Raw genomic sequence first — 21,418 nt, forward strand, 5'->3', positions numbered from 1 at the left:
CTGGTCACCGACGCGTTGACGATGGCGATCACCCATCGCCGGCCTGCGGCCGGGGTGATCTTTCATTCCGACCGCGGTACCCAATACACGTCGAAAGAGTTCGACGCATTCTGCCGGAAAAACAAGGTCCGACGCTCTCTGGGGCGTATCGGGATTTGTTACGATAATGCTGTATCGGAATCTTTCTTCGCCTCGTTCAAAAAGGAATTGGTCCATACCAAGCCGTGGCCCACGATCGAACGAGTCAAGTCCGAAACATTCGATTGGATTGAAACCTACTACAATCGCAAGCGCAGGCATTCCACACTGAACTATTCGACGCCCGTGGAATACGAGTTAGGATATAGGAGTCCGGCGGAACTCTCCGCTTAAACCGTGTCCACAAAAGCGGGAACACTCCAGATCAACCTGTACACCACTCCGAAGGACTTGACCCGACGTCGTGCACCGTCCACCCCGCGCACAACGACGGTGCCTGCCAGTCGTCATCGCTCAACTCACGCAAGAAGACCGCAAAGCTGCGACGCTCAGCCTGGGCTAGATGCCGGACACTCAACATGGATCGACTCGGCCAAGTTCGGCCGACCACTCAACGATCGCCGCAGCGAACTCGTCCGGGGCATCGGACGCGACGTAGAGGCCGGCGCCGTCGACGATGACCGTCCGGTGATGCGGAAGCGCCGCCTCCAGTCGCCTTCTCTCGACATCTCGGAACACCCGGTCTGCACCGCCCCACAGGATGAGAGTCGGCAAGTCGGAGACGTCGCCGAGAGTCGACTCGACGGCGGTGAAAAACTCGCGGCTCGCCGTGATGCAGCGGGGCAGAATTGCTGACCCCCGTCGCCGCCGGGGAGTGTCTTGAGCTCGTCGATAGTGCGTCATCTCGGCCTCGGTGGGCGCGCGGCGCCGGTGGCCGGCCGGAACAAGGAGATCGACGACAAGGCCGAAGCGGTGTGCCAGGGCACGAAGCGGATAGGAGCCTGCAATGCGGGAGAACGCTTCGAAGTAGAAATCTCCATTCGTTGGCCACGCCCAGGTGTCGGCAAGAACCAGCCGATCGAATGTTCCCGGATGACGCCGCTCGGCCCCCAGTCCAATCGGTCCACCCCAGTCCTGGGCGACGAGCGTGGCACTCTTGATGCTCAGCGCTTCGACGAACGCGGCAACGACATCGGCGTGCTCCTCGGGCCGAAAGCGGTATCCAGGTTTCGCGGTGGACAGGCCAAAGCCCGGGTAGTCCAGGGCGACGCATCGGAAGTTGCCTCGGAGAATTCGGATCACATCGCGCCACAAGAACGACCAGGTCGGATTTCCGTGGAGCATGAGCAGGGTCGGCCCGCTCCCCTCGTCCACGTAGTGGACTACATTGCCATCGATTTCGACGAACCGGCTGTCAAAAGGAAACAGCTCGTCGTCGACCCAAACGGGCCGTTCTCCAGCGGTCATGGTCGGCCTCCCCCATCTTCAGTGCTCACTTTATATTCTCAAGTATTGATTATACAAACAAGCTAGAACAGCTACTCGAAGTCACCGACAGTACTGTGGGTTGGCGCGAGCACTGGATGTCGTCGATGACGGCGGAATCTACTGAACGTCCATCGAGCGCTCCGGGGACCGGCTCGTGAGCTCGCGGCGGCGATGATCCTGTACCCGCCGAACAACTTGATCGTGCGCCTGCCACTGCCAGCGCGACACTGATCGAAGTCCTCACGCGTATGGATCGAGCATCGCTGGCGCGTGAAGCTGCTCTGCGGATTCCGTCGGCTTGGACGACATTGCCTGCACGGATCATCCGCGAAAGCTCTAGATCGCCTCGGAGACAACACACCTCACCTTGCGTGGTGACCGATCAGAGCGTTCCGCGGGCAACGAGTTCGGTGGTGACTACAACCGCGAAGGCGCTTACGACCAGCAACGAGATCAGCACGAACAACTGCATGATCGCCGCAGTGGTGACCGACGCGCCGCCCAAGACCATGCCGACGAACGCGCCCGGAATGGTGACCAGCCCAACCGAGCGCGTCTGGTCGATACCGGGGATCAGCGCAGTCGCTGCGGCGCTGCGGCTGATCTCCATCCTGGCCTCGCGCGGCACGAAACCCAATGACAGCGCGGCATCGACTTCGCCTCGCCGGGTGGTGAGTTCGTCGTGAGCGCGACGGCCCGCGAACGACGTGGTGTTCATGGCACCACCGAACATGATTCCGGCAGTGGGGATGATCGCCAGACCAGTGGCCGGGAGCACCCCGAGCGCGACGATGCCGGCCACCACGACGATCGTCGGCACCGCAACCGGCAGTAAACACCATAACGTGCTGCCAATGGCCCGGATCGGCGCACGACGACCGCCGATCCGGCCGGCCGACGTCGCCGCGGCCACCGTCGCCATGACTGCCACGAACAGCGTCGAGGCCCACAGCGTGCCGATCACCACGGCGAGGACTACGGCGATGGCGGCCAGCTGTCCGGCTGCCCGTATGGCCGCAATCACCACCTGCCGCGTGTGTCCGGTGGCGCCGAAGTAGTTCAGCAGTGCTGCGCCAACCACCAGTACAACCACCACAACCCCGAGCACCGGTCCGATCCGCACCACCGCATTGCCGACATCGTTCACACCTTCATCATTGCCCTACCGGATCGGCGGGCTCCGGTGGACACGTGGGTGCCACCGGAACAACTCAGACTCGAGCTCGACGCCGGGCGCTGACAAGGTAGACGATCGTGCCGCCCATCAGGACGGCCGCACCGGACACCACCGACGCGACAGGCAAACACACCGCCAGCACAAGCGCACCAATTGCGCCCACCATGGGAATCACCCGCGGCGGACGCCCCTCTTGGGGCGAGAGCGTCCATGCCGCGGCATTCGCGATCAGGTAGTAGATCAGAACGCCAAACGACGAAAAGCCAATCGCGTCACGCACATCCGCGAATCCCGCAACGACGGCAACCACGACGGCCACGGCCACCTCGGCACGATGCGGGACACCGAATCGGTCATGAATTGCGGCCAAAGCACTCGGTAGGTGACGGTCACGTGCCATGGCCAGCACGGTGCGCGAGACGCCCAGGAGAAGCGCAGCAAGCGAACCGAGCGCTGCGATCGCAGCTCCGAACCGCACCACCGAGACCAGCCAGTCCGCGTTGACCGACCGAACGGTGTCGATAAGCGGAGCCGTCGCCGACGCCAGCCCCGCTGGGCCGAGAGCCGCGAGTCCGGCCACTGCCACCGCCGCATAGACGATCAAACTGATACCGAGTGCGATCGGAATGGCCAGTGGGATAACGCGTGCGGGGTCACCGACCTCCTCCCCCAAGGTGGCGACGCGGGCGTACCCGGCGAACGCGAAAAACAACAACCCGGCAGCTTGCAGTACCTCTCCGACAGAAACATCGTCGACAAGGGCAAGGCGGGCCGGGTCTGCCGACGACGACACTGCCACGCTGACCACCACCGCGGCCAGCACGGCGAGTACCACCGCGACGACGACCCTGGTGAGAAGAGCTGATTTCTGTATGCCGCGGTAATTGACTGCGGTGATCGCGACCACGGCTGCGACAGCTACGCCGTGCATATGGCTGGGCCAGAGATAGCCACCCACAGTCAACGCGATCGCCGCGCACGATGCGGTCTTACCAACGACGAAGCACCAGCCGGCCAGGTAACCCCAGAAGGGTCCGAGACGGTGCCTGCCGTAGACGTAGGTGCCGCCCGCCGCCGGATACCGAGCGGCGAGGCGGGCCGACGACGTCGCGTTGCAGTACGCCACGCTTGCCGCAATCGCCAGACCGATCAACAGTCCCGACCCCCCAGCCGCCGCAGCAGGGCCCATCACGACGAACACTCCCGCGCCGATCATCGACCCCACGCCGATCATCACCGCGTCGAACAAGCCAAGACCGCGGCGCAACCGAGGACCCGAATCCTCGACATCCGGGTTCTCCGGCGTCATACCCGCTCCCTGAGCTCGACAAGATCACCGAACAACAGACTCATCTACAGCGTGAACATGCTCCCGTCGGGGCCATCAACGACAGATGAACAGCCGATCACCATGTGGCCGGAGCCGATCGCCGCACGACAGACCCTCGGGCGATGGAGTGCAAAAGCGTTCAACTTCGGCAAAAGCGTCCGATGCCTGACGACGCCAGTAGCACCTGGCGCCGCAACCTGGCGCCACAGGTTGTCGAAGACGATCTCACAGTCGTAGCTTCGACCATTCAACATCGGAGAGCGTGGCAGGACCACCCACGGTCCAGGCCCACAGCAACTCCGGAAGACGATCGGCATCAGTGATCGTGGCGAAGTGACGATCCGCGGAGCCGTCTCGGTATTCCAGATCGAAGCGCCCGTCGTCCCTGGCGCGAGATTGCACGTACACCTCCGTGTCGCGTTCGATGACGATGTATGGCTCGGGTTGCCCCAACCGGTCGACCAATTCTGTCAGCATGCACGCGCTGAGCAACGGGAATCGGCCAAGGTTGCCATGCGCCACCGACACAGGAACGGAGTGCTCGGTGGCGATGTACAGATTCTCCTGCGGGTCGTAGACATCGAAGCCGTGGTCAGCAGCCAGAGGTATCACCACCATTCGGCTTTGTACGACATCCCCCCACGAAGCAGTGACATAAACACCCGACACCATCGGCTCGGGTGTTTCATGTTCGATTCCACGTTCACGCTGGCCTTCGACAATCTGGGTGACCAGATCCGTGAGTGGCGATCCCATCGAGTGAGCGCAAGTATCTGGATCGGTCCCGAAGTCCACCTGCATTGCCTGTTCAGCCGACGCAGCATCGGTGGCCAAGTGCCACGGGAGAACGTAGAGGTCGTAGCTCACTGGAACTTCCTTTTCAGCATTGGGATTCGGCATTCGACTGTTTCGCTCGAGGAGAAAATGATCTGGCGATCTGGGCCACCGCTCGTGGAGCACGCAATGACTACCCGACAGTGACTACCCAGCGCCGGGCTTCGGCCAGACCAGTGCGTACCGGAACATCGCCAGCCTCCGAAACTGCACTGCCGGCAACTGTTCTCGCGCACACCGGCGTACCTCGGAATAGGAGTGCGGCGGGGGCCATACGATGGGTGCTGAGTGCTCCCAATATCCGAATCGCCACGACAGCCAACGATGTTGGAGCATTCCGACCAGGTCGAGCACGTAGTCGGTAGGCCGTGCGGAGTAAGCCAGGCCCACGACCGCAACAACGCCCCCAGGTGCAGTGAGGTCCGCCAACCGCAGGAGACCCGCTCGGAGGTCGGGTAGCTGGTGAAGCGTTGCCACCGACGCGACTACATCGAAGGTCCGCCCGAACGGGCAACTCATCACATCGCCGCGTATCCACTCCACCCCCTCGGCTTCGCCTCCTGCCCGATTCAGCACTGCGGCATCGGCGTCGATCGCCGACACGTCGTCGAGCCGTTCGGACAGCTCGACGGCCAGAAGCCCGTCACCGGTCCCCACGTCGAGAGCCGTTCGCGCATGCGCGGGAAGCGCATCAAGGATCACCTGGTGATAGTGGATGTTGTGATTCCACCTTCTGCGACCCGGCTCGGTGCGCGACACGTCTCGACGATAGCAATGACGGGCCCGGGAACGATGAAGTGCGTGGTCGGGCCGAGTCGGTATCGGCATCGTATCCGCACGAGGTTTGGAGGACCACGATGCCTGTGACGCGATGCCTTTGACACTGTACTTCGAGAAGCACGGCGACCCGGCGGACGGCGGTCGTCCTGGTCCACGGTGGCGCAGGCTCGATAGCGACCAACTGGGGGCACATGATTCCCGCGCTGGCCAGTGCCCGCCCTCGGCATCGGCGTCGAAGTCCACGGTCATGGCCACACAGATGCCAAGAACCACCACATGCACGTCCTCACACCTGTGCTCGTCGAAGTCGTCGGCGCGCAACATCGTTGAACCCCGAGCGATCACGATGCCACCGCTACCGAGGTCGAATGCCCGGAACGCATCGCGGCCGTCGTGACGGCGGCGGTACCCGCGGCCAGACGGTTGAGTCACTGTCGATTTCAGGATGCAGACAGACACCCGCAGCTCACCCGTGGATCACCCAAGGCCCGTGAACCGGACGACACGACCCCGCCGTCACCGTAATCGGTAAGGGCGGGGTCGCGGCCTCGAACGGAGTGGACGCTCAGGAGGTCGCCATGCGGTCTCCCGCACCGGCCCAGACGGGGGTGCTCTCGATGGCGGCGATGATGCGCGGACGCAGTTCCGCGGCGTTGATCACCGCGTCGACCGAACCAACCTCGACGGCACGTCGGATGCTGTGCACCGAGTCGAACTCGGCCGCGAGTTCGCTGATCTTCTCCGCACGCACCGACTGACGGATGTCGGCGAGCTCGGCGTTGATCGCGGGACGGTCGCCACCCGAAGCCTGCGCGAGACGGGCCTCGACCTCACGAACCCGCACGTCGGCGGCCGTACGCTTGCCCACCTCACCGGCGAATACGACAGCGGCCGCGGGTGCACCGCCGAGGACAGACGCGAACGACCCGTCGATCGCGAGCACGGTCATGTTGGGATTCAACGCCTTCGAGAACACCACGAACGCGCCGCCGTGGTAACGCGAGATGACGCAGAAGACGATCGGTCCACGGAAGTTGACGATCGCCCGGCCGATCTCGGCACCGTACTCCAACTGCAGTTTGCGCATCGATTCCGGCGATCCGTCGAAGCCGGAGAGGTTGGCCAACACCACCAATGGACGGTTGCCGCTGGCCACGTTGATCGCCCGCGCCGCTTTCTTCGACGACTGTGGGAACAATGTGCCTGCGGTGTAGGTGTCGGGCCCGTCGGTCGGCTTGTAGCCGCGGCGCTGCACCTCTCGGGACTCGATGCCCAACAGACACACCGGGATTCCGCCAAGATGGACGTCGCACACCACCGCCGTTTCGGCGTCGGCCATCCCCGCCCAACGCTCGAGGACGGTCTGATCCTGGTCGGCGACGGCCCGCATCACCGTCCGAATATCGAAGGGCTTCTTGCGATCCGGGTTGTGCGCGGGCGAAAAGATCTGCCCGACCGTGGTGAAGTCGCTGCCGGACAACACATGTGGGTAGTCGGAAATGTCACGGGCGACCGGATCGGAGGATTCGGCACGACGCGGCGTCTGCTCACCGGGAACGATATAGGTGTGGTCGTAGTGCGACATCAGCACATCGCGAGCCGAGACGAGATTGGGCGCCCAGTACTGGGCCTGGCCGTTGGGGCCCATCACCCGGTCGTATCCGCCGATACCGAAGTTGTCCTCCGCGGACACGCCGCCGGAGAAGTCCAGTGACTGCTTGCCGGTCAACACCATCGCCGAGTCCGGGGTCATCACCAGGATGCCCTTGGTATGCATCAGCATCGTCGACTCGGCGTTCCAGTACGGCTGCGCACCGACGTTGATTCCGGCGACCACGATATTGATCTCGCCGCCCGCCTGGGTGAACTCGACGACCCGCTTGAGCGCCCGAGCGACCCAGTCCATGTTCTCGGTACCGGAGTCCATCGAGATCCGGGCACCCGAGGACAACGCGTACCACTCGAGCGGCACCTGCATCGACTCGGCGAGGTCGAGGGCCGCGATGACCCTGGCGCACTCCGGTTCGGAGAGGGCACCGAGCGACTTCGTCGGATCACCGAGCAGCACCACCCGGGTCACGCCCTGCGGGTACTTGTCGGTGGGAGTTGTGATCACGCCCGCGACGATCGCCGCCGAGTTGCGGCCCTTGGGCCGGTCCACCGGCACCAATCGTTGCTCGTCGTCGAGGTCGTACTCATCGAAGGAGCCGAGCAATCCCACCAGCTCATAGGGGTAGACGGTATTGCGACGCGCGGCGCGTAACACCTTCTGCCGGAACGCGTCGACCGGTTCGATCGGCTCGTCGGACGGCTCACCGACGATCACGTCGAAGCCGCCAGCGGCGTTCACCGCGAACCGGACAGCGACCTTCGTCAGTTCACCGTTCTCGCGATCACGCTGGCGCGCGATCAGCAGGACCTCTTCGAGTCCCACCCCGGCGGCGGTGCCGCGGATGTGGTCGGCAATGGTCTGCAGGTTGTCGCGGGCACCGTCGATCGGCGGCCAGACGTACATGACGATGCGGTTGGTGGTCGAGGTCAGGTTGGAACGGCGTTGCGCACGACGGATTGAGTCGACGCAGGACGAGAGGATGCTCTCGGCACGAGGCAGCGTCAGCAGTTTGCCGTCGGTCTCGCGCAACGCGGTGAGATCGCGCACCTGGGCGAAGGCGATCAGCCGCTCGTCGGACGGATTCTCCTTGGCCACACAATGGAACAGGTAGACCTCCTCGTCATCCGCCGACGGCAGACGCGTGAGGTCGAACTTGCGCAGCCGTTCCATCTGCATCCGCTGGGCAATATATGGGTGCAGCCCGCGGATGAGGCGCTCCTCGGCCATGCCCGTCGACGACGGCCGGAACGTGAAGTGGTGATGCATGAGCGCCTCGTTGCTGCCGGCCACCGCGATGGTCAGCCGGTGCACCTGCTGCGGCAGTGAGGCCGCGGAGATCCGCTCATGCAATGCATCGGCCATGGCGTCGAAATCGCTGGGCTGCTCCTCCCACGAGAGGTAGATGTCGGCGTCGACCGAGACCACCCCACGCGCCATCTCGGCGAGACCACAGAGCACCGTGCCGAGCTCGTCGAACCGGACTGCGGCCGAGACGAGGCTCAGGCCATTGCGCTCGGCGATGACGAAGCTCGCACCGCCGAACTCCTGCACACGGACCTCGCGCAGGCCCTTGTTGCCGTAATAGCGGCGGGTCAGCACCTCGAGCATGACCGTGTTGTCGGCGATCCCTCGAACCATCCGCTGGCCGAGCAGACGAACCAGCGGCTCGGTGGAGCGGACCATGTCGGCGATGTGCTCGTCACGGTCGGCGGCGGCGGGATTGGCGTCGAGGTAACGCAGGTGTTCGCGCAGCTCGCCATACACCCGGGCCCGGTTACGGCGCAGCAGTGGCTGGCCGTACCAGGAGTAAACGACGCCACGGGCGAGGTCGGCGATCGCCGGGAACCGCAGCTGCGTCGCGGAGACGAGCTTGTCGAGAGCGACCCCGACACGGTCCTGCAGTTCCTCACGCGGTGTGGGCTCCCCGAGCCACTCGCGCAGCAGGGTCGAAACCGAGGTGACCGAGTCCGACGGATTCTGCAGCGCCAGGAACACACGGAAGACAGCGGCCTCGAGTTCGGGGGTCCGGTCGAGATCGCTGACCCCGTAGTGCGCGAGTGCCCGGCTCAACTGATCGTGAAACGACTGCGGGAGCCCGTCGCGTTCGACGTCAAGGCTCTGCAGGTAGGTGTGGAAATTCTCCCGGGCGCTGTGCACATGCTCGACGCCCATCTGGTCCTCAGAGGGACGATTCTGGCTCAGCTCGGCGAGATCCGCGAACACGGTGATCAGTTCGAGTTCGTCAGACAACGGCCGTCGACCGGATTCGATGACCGCGTGCCGGACCGCCAGATAGTCATCGAGCAGCCGAGTCCGATCGTGCGGATCGACGTCGTAACCGAGTAGTTGGCTGCGCAAGTCCTCGAGGGTGCGGGTCGAGCGTTCGTGCGGCTCGATGTCGGCGGGCATCGACGGCAGCTCGAGCTCGACGCCCTCGGTGGCCTCCTCGGCCGCGTCCGCGTCATCGTCGTCGGCGAGGGGTTCCAGGCGCATCAACGCCGCGCCGGTCTCGACCTGGGTGCCGACGGAGACCACGCACTCCTTGAGTCGTGATCGGACCGGCGCCCGCAGCACCGTCTCCATCTTCATGCTCTCGAGCACCAGCACCGGGGCGCCGGCCTCTACCTCGTCTCCGACCTCCAGCGGGGTCGCGACGACCAGCGCGGGAGCGGGCGAACGCACCACGCCGCCCTCGTCGCGGCTGACGCGGTGGGTCACGCCATCGACGTCGACGAGGTGCACCGGGCCGTGAGTGTCGGTGATCAGGCGGTAACGAACGTGATTGATGACCAATTGAGCGGCGTGCTCGTCGAACCGTTCCAGGTCGACGTCGGCGCTGTAGGTATGGTCGCCGGATTCGATGCCGACGCGGAAACGGTGCGCACCGATCCGCGCCACGCGCACGCGGTAGGTCGCCCCACGTAATTTTAGATCCAGCGGTCGGCCACTGTCGTGCTGCACCTGCGGGCGACCGCCCGATGCCGTAGACAACAGGCGCTGCCGCTCGACGAGTTCCTCTTCCTCGTAGGCGTCGATCGCGGCGGCCGCCAGCGCGACCGCCGAGTGCCGATGGGCGACGAGGCCACCCTTGGCACGGACGCGGTCGATCCAGCCGGTGTCGGCACTGCCGTCGATCACCTCAGGCTGACTCAGCAGTTCGAGGACAAAGCTCTTGTTGGTGGCGCCCCCCTCGATGATGACGCGGGTCTCGGTCATCGCCCGGCGCAGACGACCGAGGGCCTCATCGCGGTCACGGCCGTAGGCGATGATCTTGGCGATCATCGAGTCGAAGTCGGCGGGGATGGTGTCGCCGGCGCTGACACCGGTGTCGACGCGGATGCCCGGACCCGCGGGCAATTCGAGGCGCGCGATCCGGCCCGGCGCGGGCGCAAAGTCGCGGTCGGGATCCTCGGCGTTGAGCCGCGCCTCGATCGCGTGGCCGCGCTCGGTGGGCGGCTCGCCTTCCAGCTTGTTTCCGGAGGCGACGTGCAATTGCGCCCGGACGAGATCGAAGCCGGTGGTGGCCTCGGTGATCGGGTGCTCGACCTGCAGTCGGGTGTTGACCTCAAGGAACGCGAAGAGCTTCTCGCCGGGGTGATAGAGAAATTCCACGGTCGCCGCACCGCAGTAACCGACGGCGACCGCGAGTCGTTCGGCCGAGGCCTTGAGGTCGGCAACCTGCTCGAGCGACAGGACCGGCGACGCGGACTCCTCGATGATCTTCTGATTGCGGCGCTGCACCGAGCAGTCACGCACTCCGAGGGCCCACGCGGTGCCCTGGCCGTCGGCGATCACCTGGACCTCGACGTGACGGGCGCCCGTCACCAGCCGTTCGAGGAAGACCACACCACTACCGAAGGCGCGTGCGGCCTCGTCACGGGTGCGGGCGTATGCCTCGCGCAGGTCGTCGTCGTTGGTGATCACGCGGATACCGCGACCGCCGCCACCCGCGGTCGCCTTGAGCATGAGCGGATAGCCGATGTCGGCTGCCGCGGTGACCGCTTCCTCGACGCTGTCGACCGCGCCGCGGCTCCACGGGGCGACGGGAACGCCGACCTCTTCGGCGATGAGTTTGGCACCGATCTTGTCACCGAGCTTGCGCATGGCCTCGGCCGAAGGGCCGATGAAGGTGACGCCGATCCGGTCGCACAGTTCGGCGAATAGCGGATCCTCGGCCACGAAGCCCCAGCCGACCCATGCCGCGTCGGCGCCGGTTTCGAGCAGTGCACGCTCGAGCACCTTGAGGTTCAGGTACGGCCGCTCGGCCGCCGGGCCGAGGTCGTAGGCGATGTCGGCTTCACGGACGAAGGTCGCGTTGCGATCCACATCGGTGTGCAGCGCGACGACCTCGATCGACTGTCCCGTTTCTGCGCACAAGCCCCGAACGGCGTGAATGAGCCGGACGGCCGACTCACCCCGGTTCACGATGGCAATGCGAGTGAACATCACCGACTCCTCATCTTTTGTCATACCCAACGATTGTCCGCACGCGGAGCGCGGACGCGACCACGATCGTCCCCACCCGAATCGCGCGGGGTGGCTCCGGCGGGCGCTGCCACCATCTCTTCACGAGGTGCATCGCGCCGACAACCGATCGGGGACGATTCTTACGAATGATTTCGCTACGCGCGAGTACGTCCGCGACACACCGAGAAGTTCACACCGGTCCGCGGGCATCGGATCGGTGTGATTCGCGAGCGTGTAACTGCGACAATGGATAGTAACTTTACCCGCCGGTAAGCACCGTCTCGATGCACAACGCACGTCACGCGGGGCGGTCCACCTCGACCGTCACCGTCACCTCGTCGGCGACCTTGAGTGCACCCATCATCAGCGTGCATGGCTTGACCCCGAACTCGGTCTGCACCAGCGCTGTCTTGGTGGTGAGATGCCACCGACCCGAGGCGTCGGTCACCGTCAGCTCCAGCGGGCAACTACGGCTGCGGCCGAGGATGCGCACCGCACCCTCCACGCGATAACCGTTGTCGGACTTGATGATCGAGCTGGACTCGTATTCGATTTCACGAAACCTGCCCGCCTTGAGCGATTTCAGGGCATTGGCCCTCGCCACCGCACGTTCCGGACCGGACATCGGCGTGACCCCACCCTCGCCGGAGCGGACCTGCAACGAATCGACGACGACCCGCGTGGTCAGCGAGTCCGGCTCGGCGCCGGCCCACCGCACCTGCGCGGTCCATTCGGTCATCTCGATCGTCAGTCGGTGGCCGGTGCGCGCGGCCGGACCCGTCACGTCGGTACGCACCGTCACCGTCCCATCGGCGGCCGACAGCTCCCACGTCGTCGAAACCATGACCGCGACTCTAGTCGGCCGAGCTGCCATCGACGGCGACCTGAGGAAGATGCCCGGGCACGGCGCGGACTCACACCGGCATCGGCAGGAGCCGTGGCACCACCCGCACACAGGCCACCATCCCGAGGACCTCGACGAGCGTCTGGGTCACCACCACGACCGCGGCCGCCTCGAACCCCGCGGGCAGGGCCAACGCCAGCGGAAGAACCACCAGCGAATTGCGCGTCACGCCGCTGAACATCACCGCCCGGCCGGCCGGAACGTCCAGACGCGCCCATCGGGCGATGACGAGCCCCATGCACAGCATCACCACGACAAAGGCCACGTAGAACGGAACACTGGCGAGCACCGCACCCGCGGCGTCGCCGACCGTGGGGATCTGCGAGGCGACGACCACGGCGAGCACGAGCATCATCAGCGGGACCATCGTCGTCGACACCGCCTCCGAAAAACGTTGCCCCCGAGGATGTCCCGACCGAGAATATCCCGACGACCACCATTGTGTGGCCCAGGCGAGTCCGAGCGGGATGACGATCAACGTGCCAAACGCCACGAGGAACGGCTCCACGTCGACCACCGCCGCGAGGTCGGCACCCAGGAATGTCATCAAGAACAGTGGCAACGACACCATCTGCACGAGGAGCAGCAGGGGCGTCGACACCAGGAGTCTGCGTCGGTCGCCGCCCGCCAGGCCGGTGAAGACGATGACGTAGTCGATACACGGACACAGGAGCACGAGCAGCATTCCGATGCGGATCGCCTGGTTGCCCGGCAGAAAGGGATACATCGCTCCCACGACGAGCGGAACGGCGACGAAGTTGGCGACGAGCACCGCACCGAGGAACCGGAGATCACGCAGTGCTGCGATCACCCCGCTCGCGGGCACCTGCAGAAAGGTGACGTAGAGCAGGGCGGCAAGTGCCGGGGTGATCAGATGCGTGAGCACGGGAGAAAGGCCCGGCGCACCGATGCCGATCACTCCCCCGACGATCAACGCGAGGAGATACAGCGGGACCTGACGGTGATCCATCACGGGCAGGGTTCCATCACGACCGGGGTTCCACTACGGGCGGGCAGAGTTCCATTGCGGCCGACGCGGGGTTATGCGAGATCACGGGATCCACGGTCACCGAGATGCAGATGCTCGATGTGATAGACGGCCTCGTCGAGGAGTGCGGCGACATGGGAGTCGTAGAGGCTGTAGACCACGCTGCGGCCCTGCCGCTCACCCACCACGAGTCCCAGCGCGCGGAGCAGGCGCAGCTGGTGCGACACGGCGGGCTGTTCCATGTTGACCGCTTCGGCGAGTTCGGTCACCGCGCACGGCCCCTTGCGCAGCCGGGTCAGGATCATCAGCCGGTTCGGGGATGCCAGGGCCTGCAACGTCTCGGCGACCGTTGCGGCTGCGGCGGCGTCGAGTTCGGCAGCGGGGGTCGATCGACCCTGGACTCCGTGTCCCATGGGCGACATTCAACCATGGGGGACTTACATGTACATATCTACATGTGTAGTCTTCTGCATATGCAAATGGTGGCATCGCGTGAGCTGAGCACTGTACGACCGAGCCGCTCCTGGCACACGATCGCGATGTCGGTGTCGTCGGTCCGTTGGGCACTGGTTGCGGTCTTGCTGGGCGCAGCGGGCGCGATCCTGGACGTGTTCGGCGGGCCCGGATGGGTGACTGCCGTCGCCTACCTGGGCTGTTATCTCAGCGGCGGGTGGCAGCCGACCCTCGACGGCCTGCGGGCCCTGCGTGCCCGCACTCTCGACGTCGACCTGCTGATGATCGTGGCAGCGCTCGGCGCGGCCGCCATCGGCCAGGTCTTCGACGGAGCGTTGCTGATCGTCATCTTCGCGACGTCGGGCGCACTCGAGGATCTCGCCACCCGACGCACCGAGGAGTCGATCCGCGGACTGCTCGACCTCACGCCCGATCAGGCCACCCTGGTTGCCGACGACGGCACGCTCGAGACCGTTGCGGCGTCGGTGCTCGTACCCGGCGACGTCGTCGCGATCCGGCCCGGCGAACGACTGCCGGCCGACGGCATCGTCATCGAGGGCGCCAGCGATGTCGACCAGGCGTCTATCACCGGCGAACCACTACCTGCGCCGAAGTCCCTGGGCGACAAGGTGTTCGCCGGCACGTTGAACGGTACCGGGGCCCTGCGCATCCGGGTCGACACCGCAGCGGGAGACACGGTGGTCGCCCGCATCGTGGCAATGGTCGACGAGGCCTCGTCGACCAAGGCGTCCACCCAGCTGTTCATCGAGAAGGTCGAGCGCGTGTATTCGGTCGTGGTCGTCTGCGCCACACTCGCGGTGTTCGCGGTACCACTCGCCTTCGGCGAGGACTTGCGGACCAGCCTCCTGCGCGCCATGACGTTCATGATCGTGGCATCGCCATGCGCGGTGGTCCTGGCGACGATGCCACCGTTGCTGGCGGCGATGGCCACCGCGAGCCGGCACGGCGTACTGGTGAAATCTGCTGTAGCCCTAGAGAAGTCGGCCCGAATCAGCTGTGTCGCACTGGACAAGACCGGCACCCTGACCACCGGCGCGCCCGCGGTCACCGCCGTCATCGAACTCGACAACCCCCGTCGACGGCACCGCGACGAGATACTGGCGATCGCGGCCGCAGCCGAGCAACACAGTGAACACCCGGTCGGACGCGCCATCGTCGCCGCCGCGGCCGACGCCGGATGGACCCCGCAACCGGTCAGTCGATTCGCCGCGATCCCCGGTCACGGGGTTCGAGCGCGCGTCGCCGACCACGACGTCGAGATCGTCAACGCCTCCGCACCGACCGCCGATGCCGGCATCCGGGCTCGTGCTGCGACCACCACGGCAACGACGGTCGTGGTGCAGGTCGATGACGCAGCGGTGGGCTTGATCGAACTGCGCGATCAACCACGTGGTGAGGCGAGGGCGTCGGTGGTCTCCCTGCGCGCGCTGACGGGCATGTCCCCGATCCTCCTCACGGGCGACAATTCTTCTGCAGCACACGATCTCGCACATCGGGTGGGAGTCGAGGACGTCCGGGCGGGTCTGCTTCCCGAGGACAAGGTGGCCGCGGTCGGCGATCTTCGCACGAGTGGGCACCGGGTGGCCGTGGTGGGCGACGGCGTCAACGATGCACCGGCACTGGCCACCGCGGACGTCGGGATCGCCATGGGCGGCATCGGCTCGGAAGTCACCCTCGATACCGCCGACATCGTCATTGTCGGCGACGACCTGACCGCCGTGCCCGCGATCCTGCGCCTGGCCGCACGCGCCCGCCGGATCGTGGTCGCCAATCTGGTGATCGCGGCGTCGGTCATCGCGGTCCTGGTCACGTGGGACATCGTCGGCACGATGCCCCTGCCGCTAGGGGTTGCCGGCCACGAGGGTTCGACGATTCTGGTGGCGCTCAACGGTCTACGCCTGCTCTCGCGTCGCGCGTGGCCGGCCGACACCGGCGGCGGGTCAGCGTAACTTCGCCCCGTACACCCGGGTGATGGCCAACTCCATCAGCACCCGCCGATCGGTCACCATCACCTTGCGGTACTCCGCCCAATTCGGATGTTCCCCCGCCCCACGCCGGTAATACTCGACGAGGGCGTCGACGTCCGGTCCGTCCGGATCGGTCCCCGGCCCCGTGAGCGTGACGGTGCCCTCGGCGGTGGCCCACGTGTACCCGTCGGCACTGGTGAATTCGATGGCGGCGCGGGGATCCCGTCGCAGATTGGCGGTCTTGGCTCGCCCCTCGGTCATCGACACGTAGATGCGGTCGGCGGAATCGTCATAGACGACGGTGACGGGCGAGAGCTGGGGAACGCCGTTGGCCTTGATGGTCGCAAGGATCCCGATCGAGCTTTCTGCGATGAGTGTGCGCGGATCGAAGGCTTCGGGAGCGGTCTCGGTGGTCATGTACGTGCCAACCATGGACCGCCGCGACGGTATTCCATCGACCGATCGACATCCGGGGACCGCGGCGAGCGGTCCACGTAGGGTCGTGACCGGACGGCCCACCTCGGGCCGACACCACGGGAGGACCTGGCATGACCCCACGCATCCTCGGACGCGGCGAGAACACCCCGCTGTCGACCGACCGGCTCACGGTGGCGATCGGTACAGCCACCGGTGGTGGACCCGCGCTCGACGTGGTGGCGTTCGTCCTCGGCCCCGACCGCCGCGTCCGCAACGACGCCGACTTCGTCTTCTACAACAATCCTCGCAGTCCCGGCGCCGAAGTGACCCTGACCGGCCCGGCCACGCTCGACATCGACCTGACACGAGTCGCCGACGGGATCGAGCGCATCGCGATCGGCGTCTCCGTCGACGCGCCCGCCACCCTGGGCGAGTCGACCATCGAGACCACGCTCACCGCCGGCGCCGACACCATCGTCGCGCCGGCGCAGGGGCTGCGTTCCGAACGTGCAGCGGTGCTGATCGAGATCTACCGGCGCAACGCCCAGTGGAAGGTCCGCAGCGAATCTGCCGGGTGGGACGCCGGTTTCGCGTCTCTGGTGCGCGAGCACGGGGTGACCGTCGACGACACCCCGACATCTCAGACCCCGACACCCGACGCCCCGAGATCCCAGACCCGGGTCTCTGCGACACCGACTGCTCCGGGTTCCACACCCGGCATCCGGATGGTCAAGGGCGAGGAGAAACTCTCGCTGGAAAAGCGCCAGAAACTCAACCTCCGCAAGGAGCAGGTCCATCGGGTACTGCTCACCAAGGGCGCCGCCGGTGCCACCGCGCGGGTCGTGCTGGTCATCGACAAGACCATGTCGATGCGCAAGCTGTACAAGAAACAGACCGTGCACCGCGTCGTCGAACGGATGATCCCGGTTGCGACCCAACTCGATTCCGACGGCAACCTCGAGGCATACCTGTACGGCTCGGGATACGCGAAGTTACCCGACGTCACCGTCGCCGATTCCGAGATCTGGATGGACACCTACATCCATCTCACGGGCCGCCACGGCGCACCGCTGGGCCCGGAGATCGACTACGACCGGCAGATCGGCGGGGTCAACGAGGAACTCCCGATCATGAACGCGATCCTCGACGTTGCCGGTGGTGGCGAACCGGTGCTGGTGCTGTTCTTCACAGACGGCGGATTCCACTCCAAGGTGCCCGCGATCCGCTCGCTGATCCACACCGCGTCGTCGCGGCCGGTGTTCTGGCAGTTCATCGGATTGGGGCGCAATCGATTCGGGATTCTCACCGAACTGGACACCCTGACGGGTCGAGTCGTCGACAACGCCGGATTCTTCGCGATCGACGACGTCGACGCGATGAGTGACGCCGACCTGTACGAGCAGTTGCTCACCGAGTTTCCCGAGTGGCTGCGCGAGGCGGTCCGCCACAGCATCGTCGATGCTCGGTACGTGCCGCGCTGAGCGGACCGTTGCCACCGGAACGCCTGCCGTCCGCGGGCGGGTCGGGTGATACTGGCACGATGCCCACACCGGTTCCCCACAGCACCCACCCCGACGCCAGTCATCCGGGCGACAGCCACACGAACGGCTTCCATCCCGATCTCACGCTGGCGGCGCGGCTGCTGCCCCGCACGGTGGTCACCTCACTGACACTGCGCCCGCTGCAGGTGCTCTCGGGTGCGCTCTCGCGTCACATCCCCGGCGACGTCGAGGTGGTCGACCTCGGCGATCGGGTGAGCGTGCGGCTTCATCGCCCGCGCAACCCACGCGGAACCGGTCACGCGCTGCTGTGGATTCACGGCGGCGGCTATGTCATCGGTACCGCGGCCGAGGATGACGCGCTGTGCCGGAAGTTCGCCGACCGGCTTGGTGTTCCGGTCGCGGCCGTCGACTATCGCCTGGCGCCGGCGCACCCCTACCCGGTGCCGGTCCAAGACTGCCATCGCGGCCTCGATTGGCTTGCCGCACAAGATGATGTGGACCCGGAGAAGATCCTCATCGGCGGCGCCAGCGCCGGTGGTGGACTGACCGCCGCGCTGGCCTTGCGATGCCGGGACATGGCCGGTCGAGACACAGGCAGTGTCACTCCGGTGTTCCAGTTGCTGGTCTATCCGATGCTCGACGACCGCACGACGGCGGGGTCCGACGATCCGAAGCACTATCGCGTGTGGAGCCCGTCGTCGAATCGGCTCGGCTGGGCGTCCTATCTCGGCGGCGCCGACCCATCGATCGCCGTGCCCGCGCGCCGGACCGATCTGACCGGATTGCCACCGGCGTGGATCGGGGTGGGTACCCGTGACCTGTTCTTCGCGGAAGACCTGGCCTACGCCGAACGCCTGAAGGACGCGGGAGTGCCGGTCACCGTGGACACCGTCCCCGGCGGTTTTCACGCGTTCGACATGTTCGCGCCACGGGCCGCGGTGTCGGAGAGCTTCTTCGAGCGTCAGTGCGAAGTGCTGGATGAGGCCATGGGACCCGCGGTCTGACTCCCATCGAGCCGACCTCGCATCACGAGTGATCGTCGAGCTCGCCCAATTCCTGCTCGAGTGCCGCCACGCGTGCGGATGCCGCAGCCGATTCCTTTGCCACGGAGGCATATTCATGCTCGGCTGCCGTAGCGCGTCGGCGCGCGAAACCCAGTTCCTGCTCCACCCGGGCGAGTTCTGCGCGCAACCGATCGGCGTCTGCGGCGAGTACCTCGGCAGCATCGCGAGCGGCCGTCGCCGTCGCCTGCGCGTCGGTGGCACCCTGCTGCGCACTCGTCGCGGTTTCGCGCGCTCGTCGTAGCTCTGCGCGGGTGTGCTCGCGGGCCGCGGAACGTTCGGCCTCACCTTGTCCGGCCCGGCCATCGCCGGTATCGCCTTGCGCCTCTTCGGCGGTTGTGGGCGCCGGAACCGCCACGATCCCGGCGGGCCCGAATCCGGTGTATTCGGCGGCGGCCACCATGCGGCCACGACACAGGAGGGTTGCGGTGGACTCGTCGGCGACGGCCGCTCGCAGCGTGGCGACGATCTCGCGGTCGGCGGCGCCGGACACGGTCACGCCCAGATCGGCGGCGAGGTGTGTCACCCGGCCCGCCACCTCGGCGATCACCTGCTGCCTGCGGGCCGACAGATCACGCATCCGGGCGGCGTCGGCACGACGCTGGGCATCCCGAAGTGCGGCAGCGAGTTCGGTGATCTCGTCGGCACCGTCGGGGTGGCGCCGGATCCACTGGTTGAGCAACCACGCCGACTGGGTGGGACGACGCAGCGCCGCGATCGCCGTGGCGAGATCGCGGTCTCCCGCGCCGCGCGCCTGGCGAGCGAGCGCATTGCGCCGACCGGTGAAGTCACCGGAAGGTAGTCCGTACAGTTCGTCCGCGACCTCGTCGAAGTCCAACCCGGACCCGGAAGGTGTCATCTCTGCTCCCCCTGTGCCCGACTCCCCTGTGCCCGACTCCCCTGCGCCCGACTCCCCTGCGCCCAACTCCCCTGCGCCCGATCCACGTGGCCGGGCACCGGAAACCAGGTCAGCCGGCGCTGCGCATACCGCGCGAAACCGATTCGTTGGAGGATGGGCGAGGATGTCTGCTCGGCATGCACGAGTGCCAGTCGTGCACCGCACCCCAGCGCGTCACACAGGCGTGCGGCCACCAGTGCCCGGTAGGCGCCACGTCCGCGATATGCCGGCAGGATTGCCGCACCCCAGAACCGTGCGGTCGGGCCCGCCAGTTCGAATCCACCGGCGCCGACATGATCGCCGGCAGGTTCCGCCGATGCAGAACACGCTGCACTGGAGACTCTTTCGGCAATGAACAGACGCGTCGTGGGATCGCCGACGTCGAAGCCGGGGTCGGCGAGCACCGGTGGTGCGAACCCCCAGGCTCGTTCGGAGATCGAGGCGAACAGCGCGAGGTCGTCGGCGGTCTGCACACGGCGCACCGCGATCTCGGTCGGCACCGGTACCGAATTCGCCACCGACGCGTCCACCGCGCGTGCGACGACGTCGACCACTGCGACGAGGGTTCCGCCGCGGCGCGTTACCTCGGCGTCGTCGAGATCGGCAAAAGTGCCCAATCCCATCGCGATTCGCAAACCGGACGCGCCGTGGGCGGACACCGTCCGCAGCGCGTCGTCGAGTATCCGCCGCGGATCGCCGTCGGGACCGTGGAACCGCAACAGGGTGGCGTCGGCACCGTGCAGGTAGAACTCGAAGTCCCCGTCGACGAGGTGGCGCGAACCGTCGGGATGCCACGACGAACGCCACGCCACCGACTCCGCGAGCACCGCGGAGGCCATCGGGTCAAGGGGTGCGTCGGGCACCACGCCCACTCCTCGCTCCTCGACGTTCACCACTCCACTTTGTCATGCACCTTGGGGTCGGGACAGTGCGGCCCGGCGTCGCCACCGCACCCCATTTCGGGCGCGTGACCAGCACCAACAGTTCTGCGCGCGTCTCATTTTGCGAAAGTTCTGAATGATTCCAGAAAAGCGTGCATACTGTGCGTCGTGACCTCATCGTCGGACTTCGCGGGCATGTTGCGCTCCGTGGAACTCCGCGTCACCCGTCCGCGGGTGGCGGTGCTCGAGGCCGTTCATGCGCACCCCCACGCCGACACGGAGTCGATCTTCCAGGCCGCCCGCGCGGACCTGCCGGACGTCTCTCGACAGGCGGTGTACGACATCCTCGCGGCACTCACCGACGTCGGACTCGTCCGCCGCCTGCAGCCGTCGGGCCACCTGGCCCGGTACGAGGCGCGTGTGGGCGACAACCACCACCACACGGTGTGCCGCGGCTGCGGGGCCATCGCCGACGTGGACTGCGCGGTCGGCGAACGCCCGTGTCTGACCGCCGCCGACGACAACGGTTTTCTCCTCGACGAGGCCGAGGTCATCTACTGGGGTCTGTGCGCAGAGTGCGCAGCCTCCTCACACCCCGGGTCACGACCGTGATCACAGCCCGGATCACCCATCACCGAAAGGAATGTCGTGTCTGACGA

The 21,418-nt window shown here is 66.2% G+C and carries 18 protein-coding genes; 5 read left to right on the forward strand and 13 right to left on the reverse strand.

Annotated elements, in window-relative coordinates:
- A partial coding sequence (locus EF294_RS16840; RefSeq protein ID WP_185091131.1) for an integrase core domain-containing protein occupies positions 1-372 on the forward strand: 372 nt, incomplete at its 5' end.
- 31 nt (positions 373-403) lie between these two features.
- On the opposite strand, the gene EF294_RS22480 is transcribed toward EF294_RS16840, so the two are convergent.
- From EF294_RS22480 to EF294_RS16895, 10 genes are all read right to left on the reverse strand, one after another.
- Entirely contained in the window at positions 404-559 is a 156-nt protein-coding gene (locus tag EF294_RS22480) for a maleylpyruvate isomerase N-terminal domain-containing protein (protein ID WP_123932138.1), read from the reverse strand.
- On the reverse strand, positions 553-1,446 hold the full coding sequence (locus EF294_RS16850; protein ID WP_123932139.1) for an alpha/beta fold hydrolase: 894 nt from the start codon (positions 1,444-1,446) through the stop codon (positions 553-555). The genes EF294_RS22480 and EF294_RS16850 overlap by 7 nt, the downstream gene beginning before the upstream one ends.
- A 403-nt stretch (positions 1,447-1,849) precedes the next feature.
- Positions 1,850-2,614, reverse strand: a complete 765-nt coding sequence (locus EF294_RS16855; RefSeq protein ID WP_123932140.1) for an ABC transporter permease — start codon at positions 2,612-2,614, stop codon at positions 1,850-1,852.
- A 64-nt stretch (positions 2,615-2,678) separates the two neighbouring features.
- Positions 2,679-3,953 carry an APC family permease gene (locus tag EF294_RS16860; RefSeq protein ID WP_123932141.1) on the reverse strand — a complete coding sequence of 425 codons (1,275 nt, stop codon included), beginning with the start codon at positions 3,951-3,953 and terminating at the stop codon, positions 2,679-2,681.
- A gap of 246 nt (positions 3,954-4,199) precedes the next feature.
- Positions 4,200-4,841, reverse strand: a complete 642-nt coding sequence (locus EF294_RS16865; RefSeq protein WP_123932142.1) for a hypothetical protein — start codon at positions 4,839-4,841, stop codon at positions 4,200-4,202.
- A gap of 114 nt (positions 4,842-4,955) precedes the next feature.
- Positions 4,956-5,567: a class I SAM-dependent methyltransferase gene (locus tag EF294_RS16870; protein WP_123932143.1), complete on the reverse strand. Its 612-nt coding sequence runs from the start codon at positions 5,565-5,567 to the stop codon at positions 4,956-4,958.
- Positions 5,568-6,153: 586 nt separating this feature from the next.
- Positions 6,154-11,646, reverse strand: coding sequence for an ATP-binding protein (locus EF294_RS16880; RefSeq protein WP_123932144.1), 5,493 nt, complete (start codon positions 11,644-11,646; stop codon positions 6,154-6,156).
- A 319-nt stretch (positions 11,647-11,965) separates the two neighbouring features.
- A complete protein-coding gene (locus EF294_RS16885; RefSeq protein ID WP_123932145.1) occupies positions 11,966-12,511 on the reverse strand; it encodes a YceI family protein in 546 nt (181 codons plus the stop codon).
- 70 nt (positions 12,512-12,581) lie between these two features.
- Positions 12,582-13,541, reverse strand: coding sequence for an arsenic resistance protein (locus EF294_RS16890; RefSeq protein ID WP_123932146.1), 960 nt, complete (start codon positions 13,539-13,541; stop codon positions 12,582-12,584).
- 71 nt (positions 13,542-13,612) lie between these two features.
- Entirely contained in the window at positions 13,613-13,972 is a 360-nt protein-coding gene (locus EF294_RS16895) for an ArsR/SmtB family transcription factor (protein ID WP_014362227.1), read from the reverse strand.
- 60 nt (positions 13,973-14,032) lie between these two features.
- Between EF294_RS16895 and EF294_RS16900 the strand changes: the two genes are divergently transcribed.
- Complete coding sequence (locus tag EF294_RS16900) at positions 14,033-15,982, forward strand: heavy metal translocating P-type ATPase (RefSeq protein ID WP_123932147.1); 1,950 nt, start codon at positions 14,033-14,035, stop codon at positions 15,980-15,982.
- Here EF294_RS16900 and EF294_RS16905 read toward each other — a convergent pair.
- Positions 15,974-16,417 carry a PPOX class F420-dependent oxidoreductase gene (locus tag EF294_RS16905; RefSeq protein WP_246007923.1) on the reverse strand — a complete coding sequence of 148 codons (444 nt, stop codon included), beginning with the start codon at positions 16,415-16,417 and terminating at the stop codon, positions 15,974-15,976. The two genes, EF294_RS16900 and EF294_RS16905, sit on opposite strands and share 9 nt — an antisense overlap.
- 131 nt (positions 16,418-16,548) lie before the next feature.
- Here EF294_RS16905 and EF294_RS16910 point away from each other — a divergent pair, with 131 nt between their 5' ends.
- On the forward strand, positions 16,549-17,898 hold the full coding sequence (locus EF294_RS16910; protein WP_123932149.1) for a VWA domain-containing protein: 1,350 nt from the start codon (positions 16,549-16,551) through the stop codon (positions 17,896-17,898).
- A 59-nt stretch (positions 17,899-17,957) separates the two neighbouring features.
- On the forward strand, positions 17,958-18,923 hold the full coding sequence (locus EF294_RS16915; RefSeq protein WP_123932150.1) for an alpha/beta hydrolase: 966 nt from the start codon (positions 17,958-17,960) through the stop codon (positions 18,921-18,923).
- Positions 18,924-18,945: 22 nt separating this feature from the next.
- Here the strand turns inward: EF294_RS16915 and EF294_RS16920 are convergent, their stop codons facing one another.
- Positions 18,946-19,839, reverse strand: a complete 894-nt coding sequence (locus EF294_RS16920; protein ID WP_123932151.1) for a coiled-coil domain-containing protein — start codon at positions 19,837-19,839, stop codon at positions 18,946-18,948.
- Complete coding sequence (locus EF294_RS16925; protein WP_246007924.1) at positions 19,836-20,771, reverse strand: N-acetyltransferase; 936 nt, start codon at positions 20,769-20,771, stop codon at positions 19,836-19,838. The genes EF294_RS16920 and EF294_RS16925 overlap by 4 nt, the downstream gene beginning before the upstream one ends.
- Before the next feature lie 156 nt (positions 20,772-20,927).
- On the opposite strand from EF294_RS16925, the gene EF294_RS16930 reads away from it, so the two are divergent.
- Positions 20,928-21,371, forward strand: coding sequence for a Fur family transcriptional regulator (locus EF294_RS16930; RefSeq protein ID WP_123932152.1), 444 nt, complete (start codon positions 20,928-20,930; stop codon positions 21,369-21,371).
- Positions 21,372-21,418: the final 47 nt, after the last annotated feature.

The organism is Gordonia oryzae (genome assembly GCF_003797185.1).
In the GTDB taxonomy this organism is placed as follows: Bacteria; Actinomycetota; Actinomycetes; order Mycobacteriales; family Mycobacteriaceae; genus Gordonia; species Gordonia oryzae.

What these genes read in the sequence shown, in the direction of transcription:
- EF294_RS16895 (WP_014362227.1), bottom strand. Translation starts at nt 13,972, where the DNA reads ATGGGACACGGAGTCCAGGGTCGATCGACCCCCGCTGCCGAACTCGAC.
- EF294_RS16860 (WP_123932141.1), bottom strand. Translation starts at nt 3,953, where the DNA reads ATGACGCCGGAGAACCCGGATGTCGAGGATTCGGGTCCTCGGTTGCGC.
- EF294_RS16850 (WP_123932139.1), bottom strand. Translation starts at nt 1,446, where the DNA reads ATGACCGCTGGAGAACGGCCCGTTTGGGTCGACGACGAGCTGTTTCCT.
- EF294_RS16880 (WP_123932144.1), bottom strand. Translation starts at nt 11,646, where the DNA reads ATGTTCACTCGCATTGCCATCGTGAACCGGGGTGAGTCGGCCGTCCGG.
- EF294_RS22480 (WP_123932138.1), bottom strand. Translation starts at nt 559, where the DNA reads ATGTTGAGTGTCCGGCATCTAGCCCAGGCTGAGCGTCGCAGCTTTGCG.
- EF294_RS16915 (WP_123932150.1), top strand. Translation starts at nt 17,958, where the DNA reads ATGCCCACACCGGTTCCCCACAGCACCCACCCCGACGCCAGTCATCCG.
- EF294_RS16885 (WP_123932145.1), bottom strand. Translation starts at nt 12,511, where the DNA reads ATGGTTTCGACGACGTGGGAGCTGTCGGCCGCCGATGGGACGGTGACG.
- EF294_RS16900 (WP_123932147.1), top strand. Translation starts at nt 14,033, where the DNA reads ATGCAAATGGTGGCATCGCGTGAGCTGAGCACTGTACGACCGAGCCGC.
- EF294_RS16905 (WP_246007923.1), bottom strand. Translation starts at nt 16,417, where the DNA reads ATGACCACCGAGACCGCTCCCGAAGCCTTCGATCCGCGCACACTCATC.
- EF294_RS16920 (WP_123932151.1), bottom strand. Translation starts at nt 19,839, where the DNA reads ATGACACCTTCCGGGTCCGGGTTGGACTTCGACGAGGTCGCGGACGAA.
- EF294_RS16890 (WP_123932146.1), bottom strand. Translation starts at nt 13,541, where the DNA reads ATGGATCACCGTCAGGTCCCGCTGTATCTCCTCGCGTTGATCGTCGGG.
- EF294_RS16910 (WP_123932149.1), top strand. Translation starts at nt 16,549, where the DNA reads ATGACCCCACGCATCCTCGGACGCGGCGAGAACACCCCGCTGTCGACC.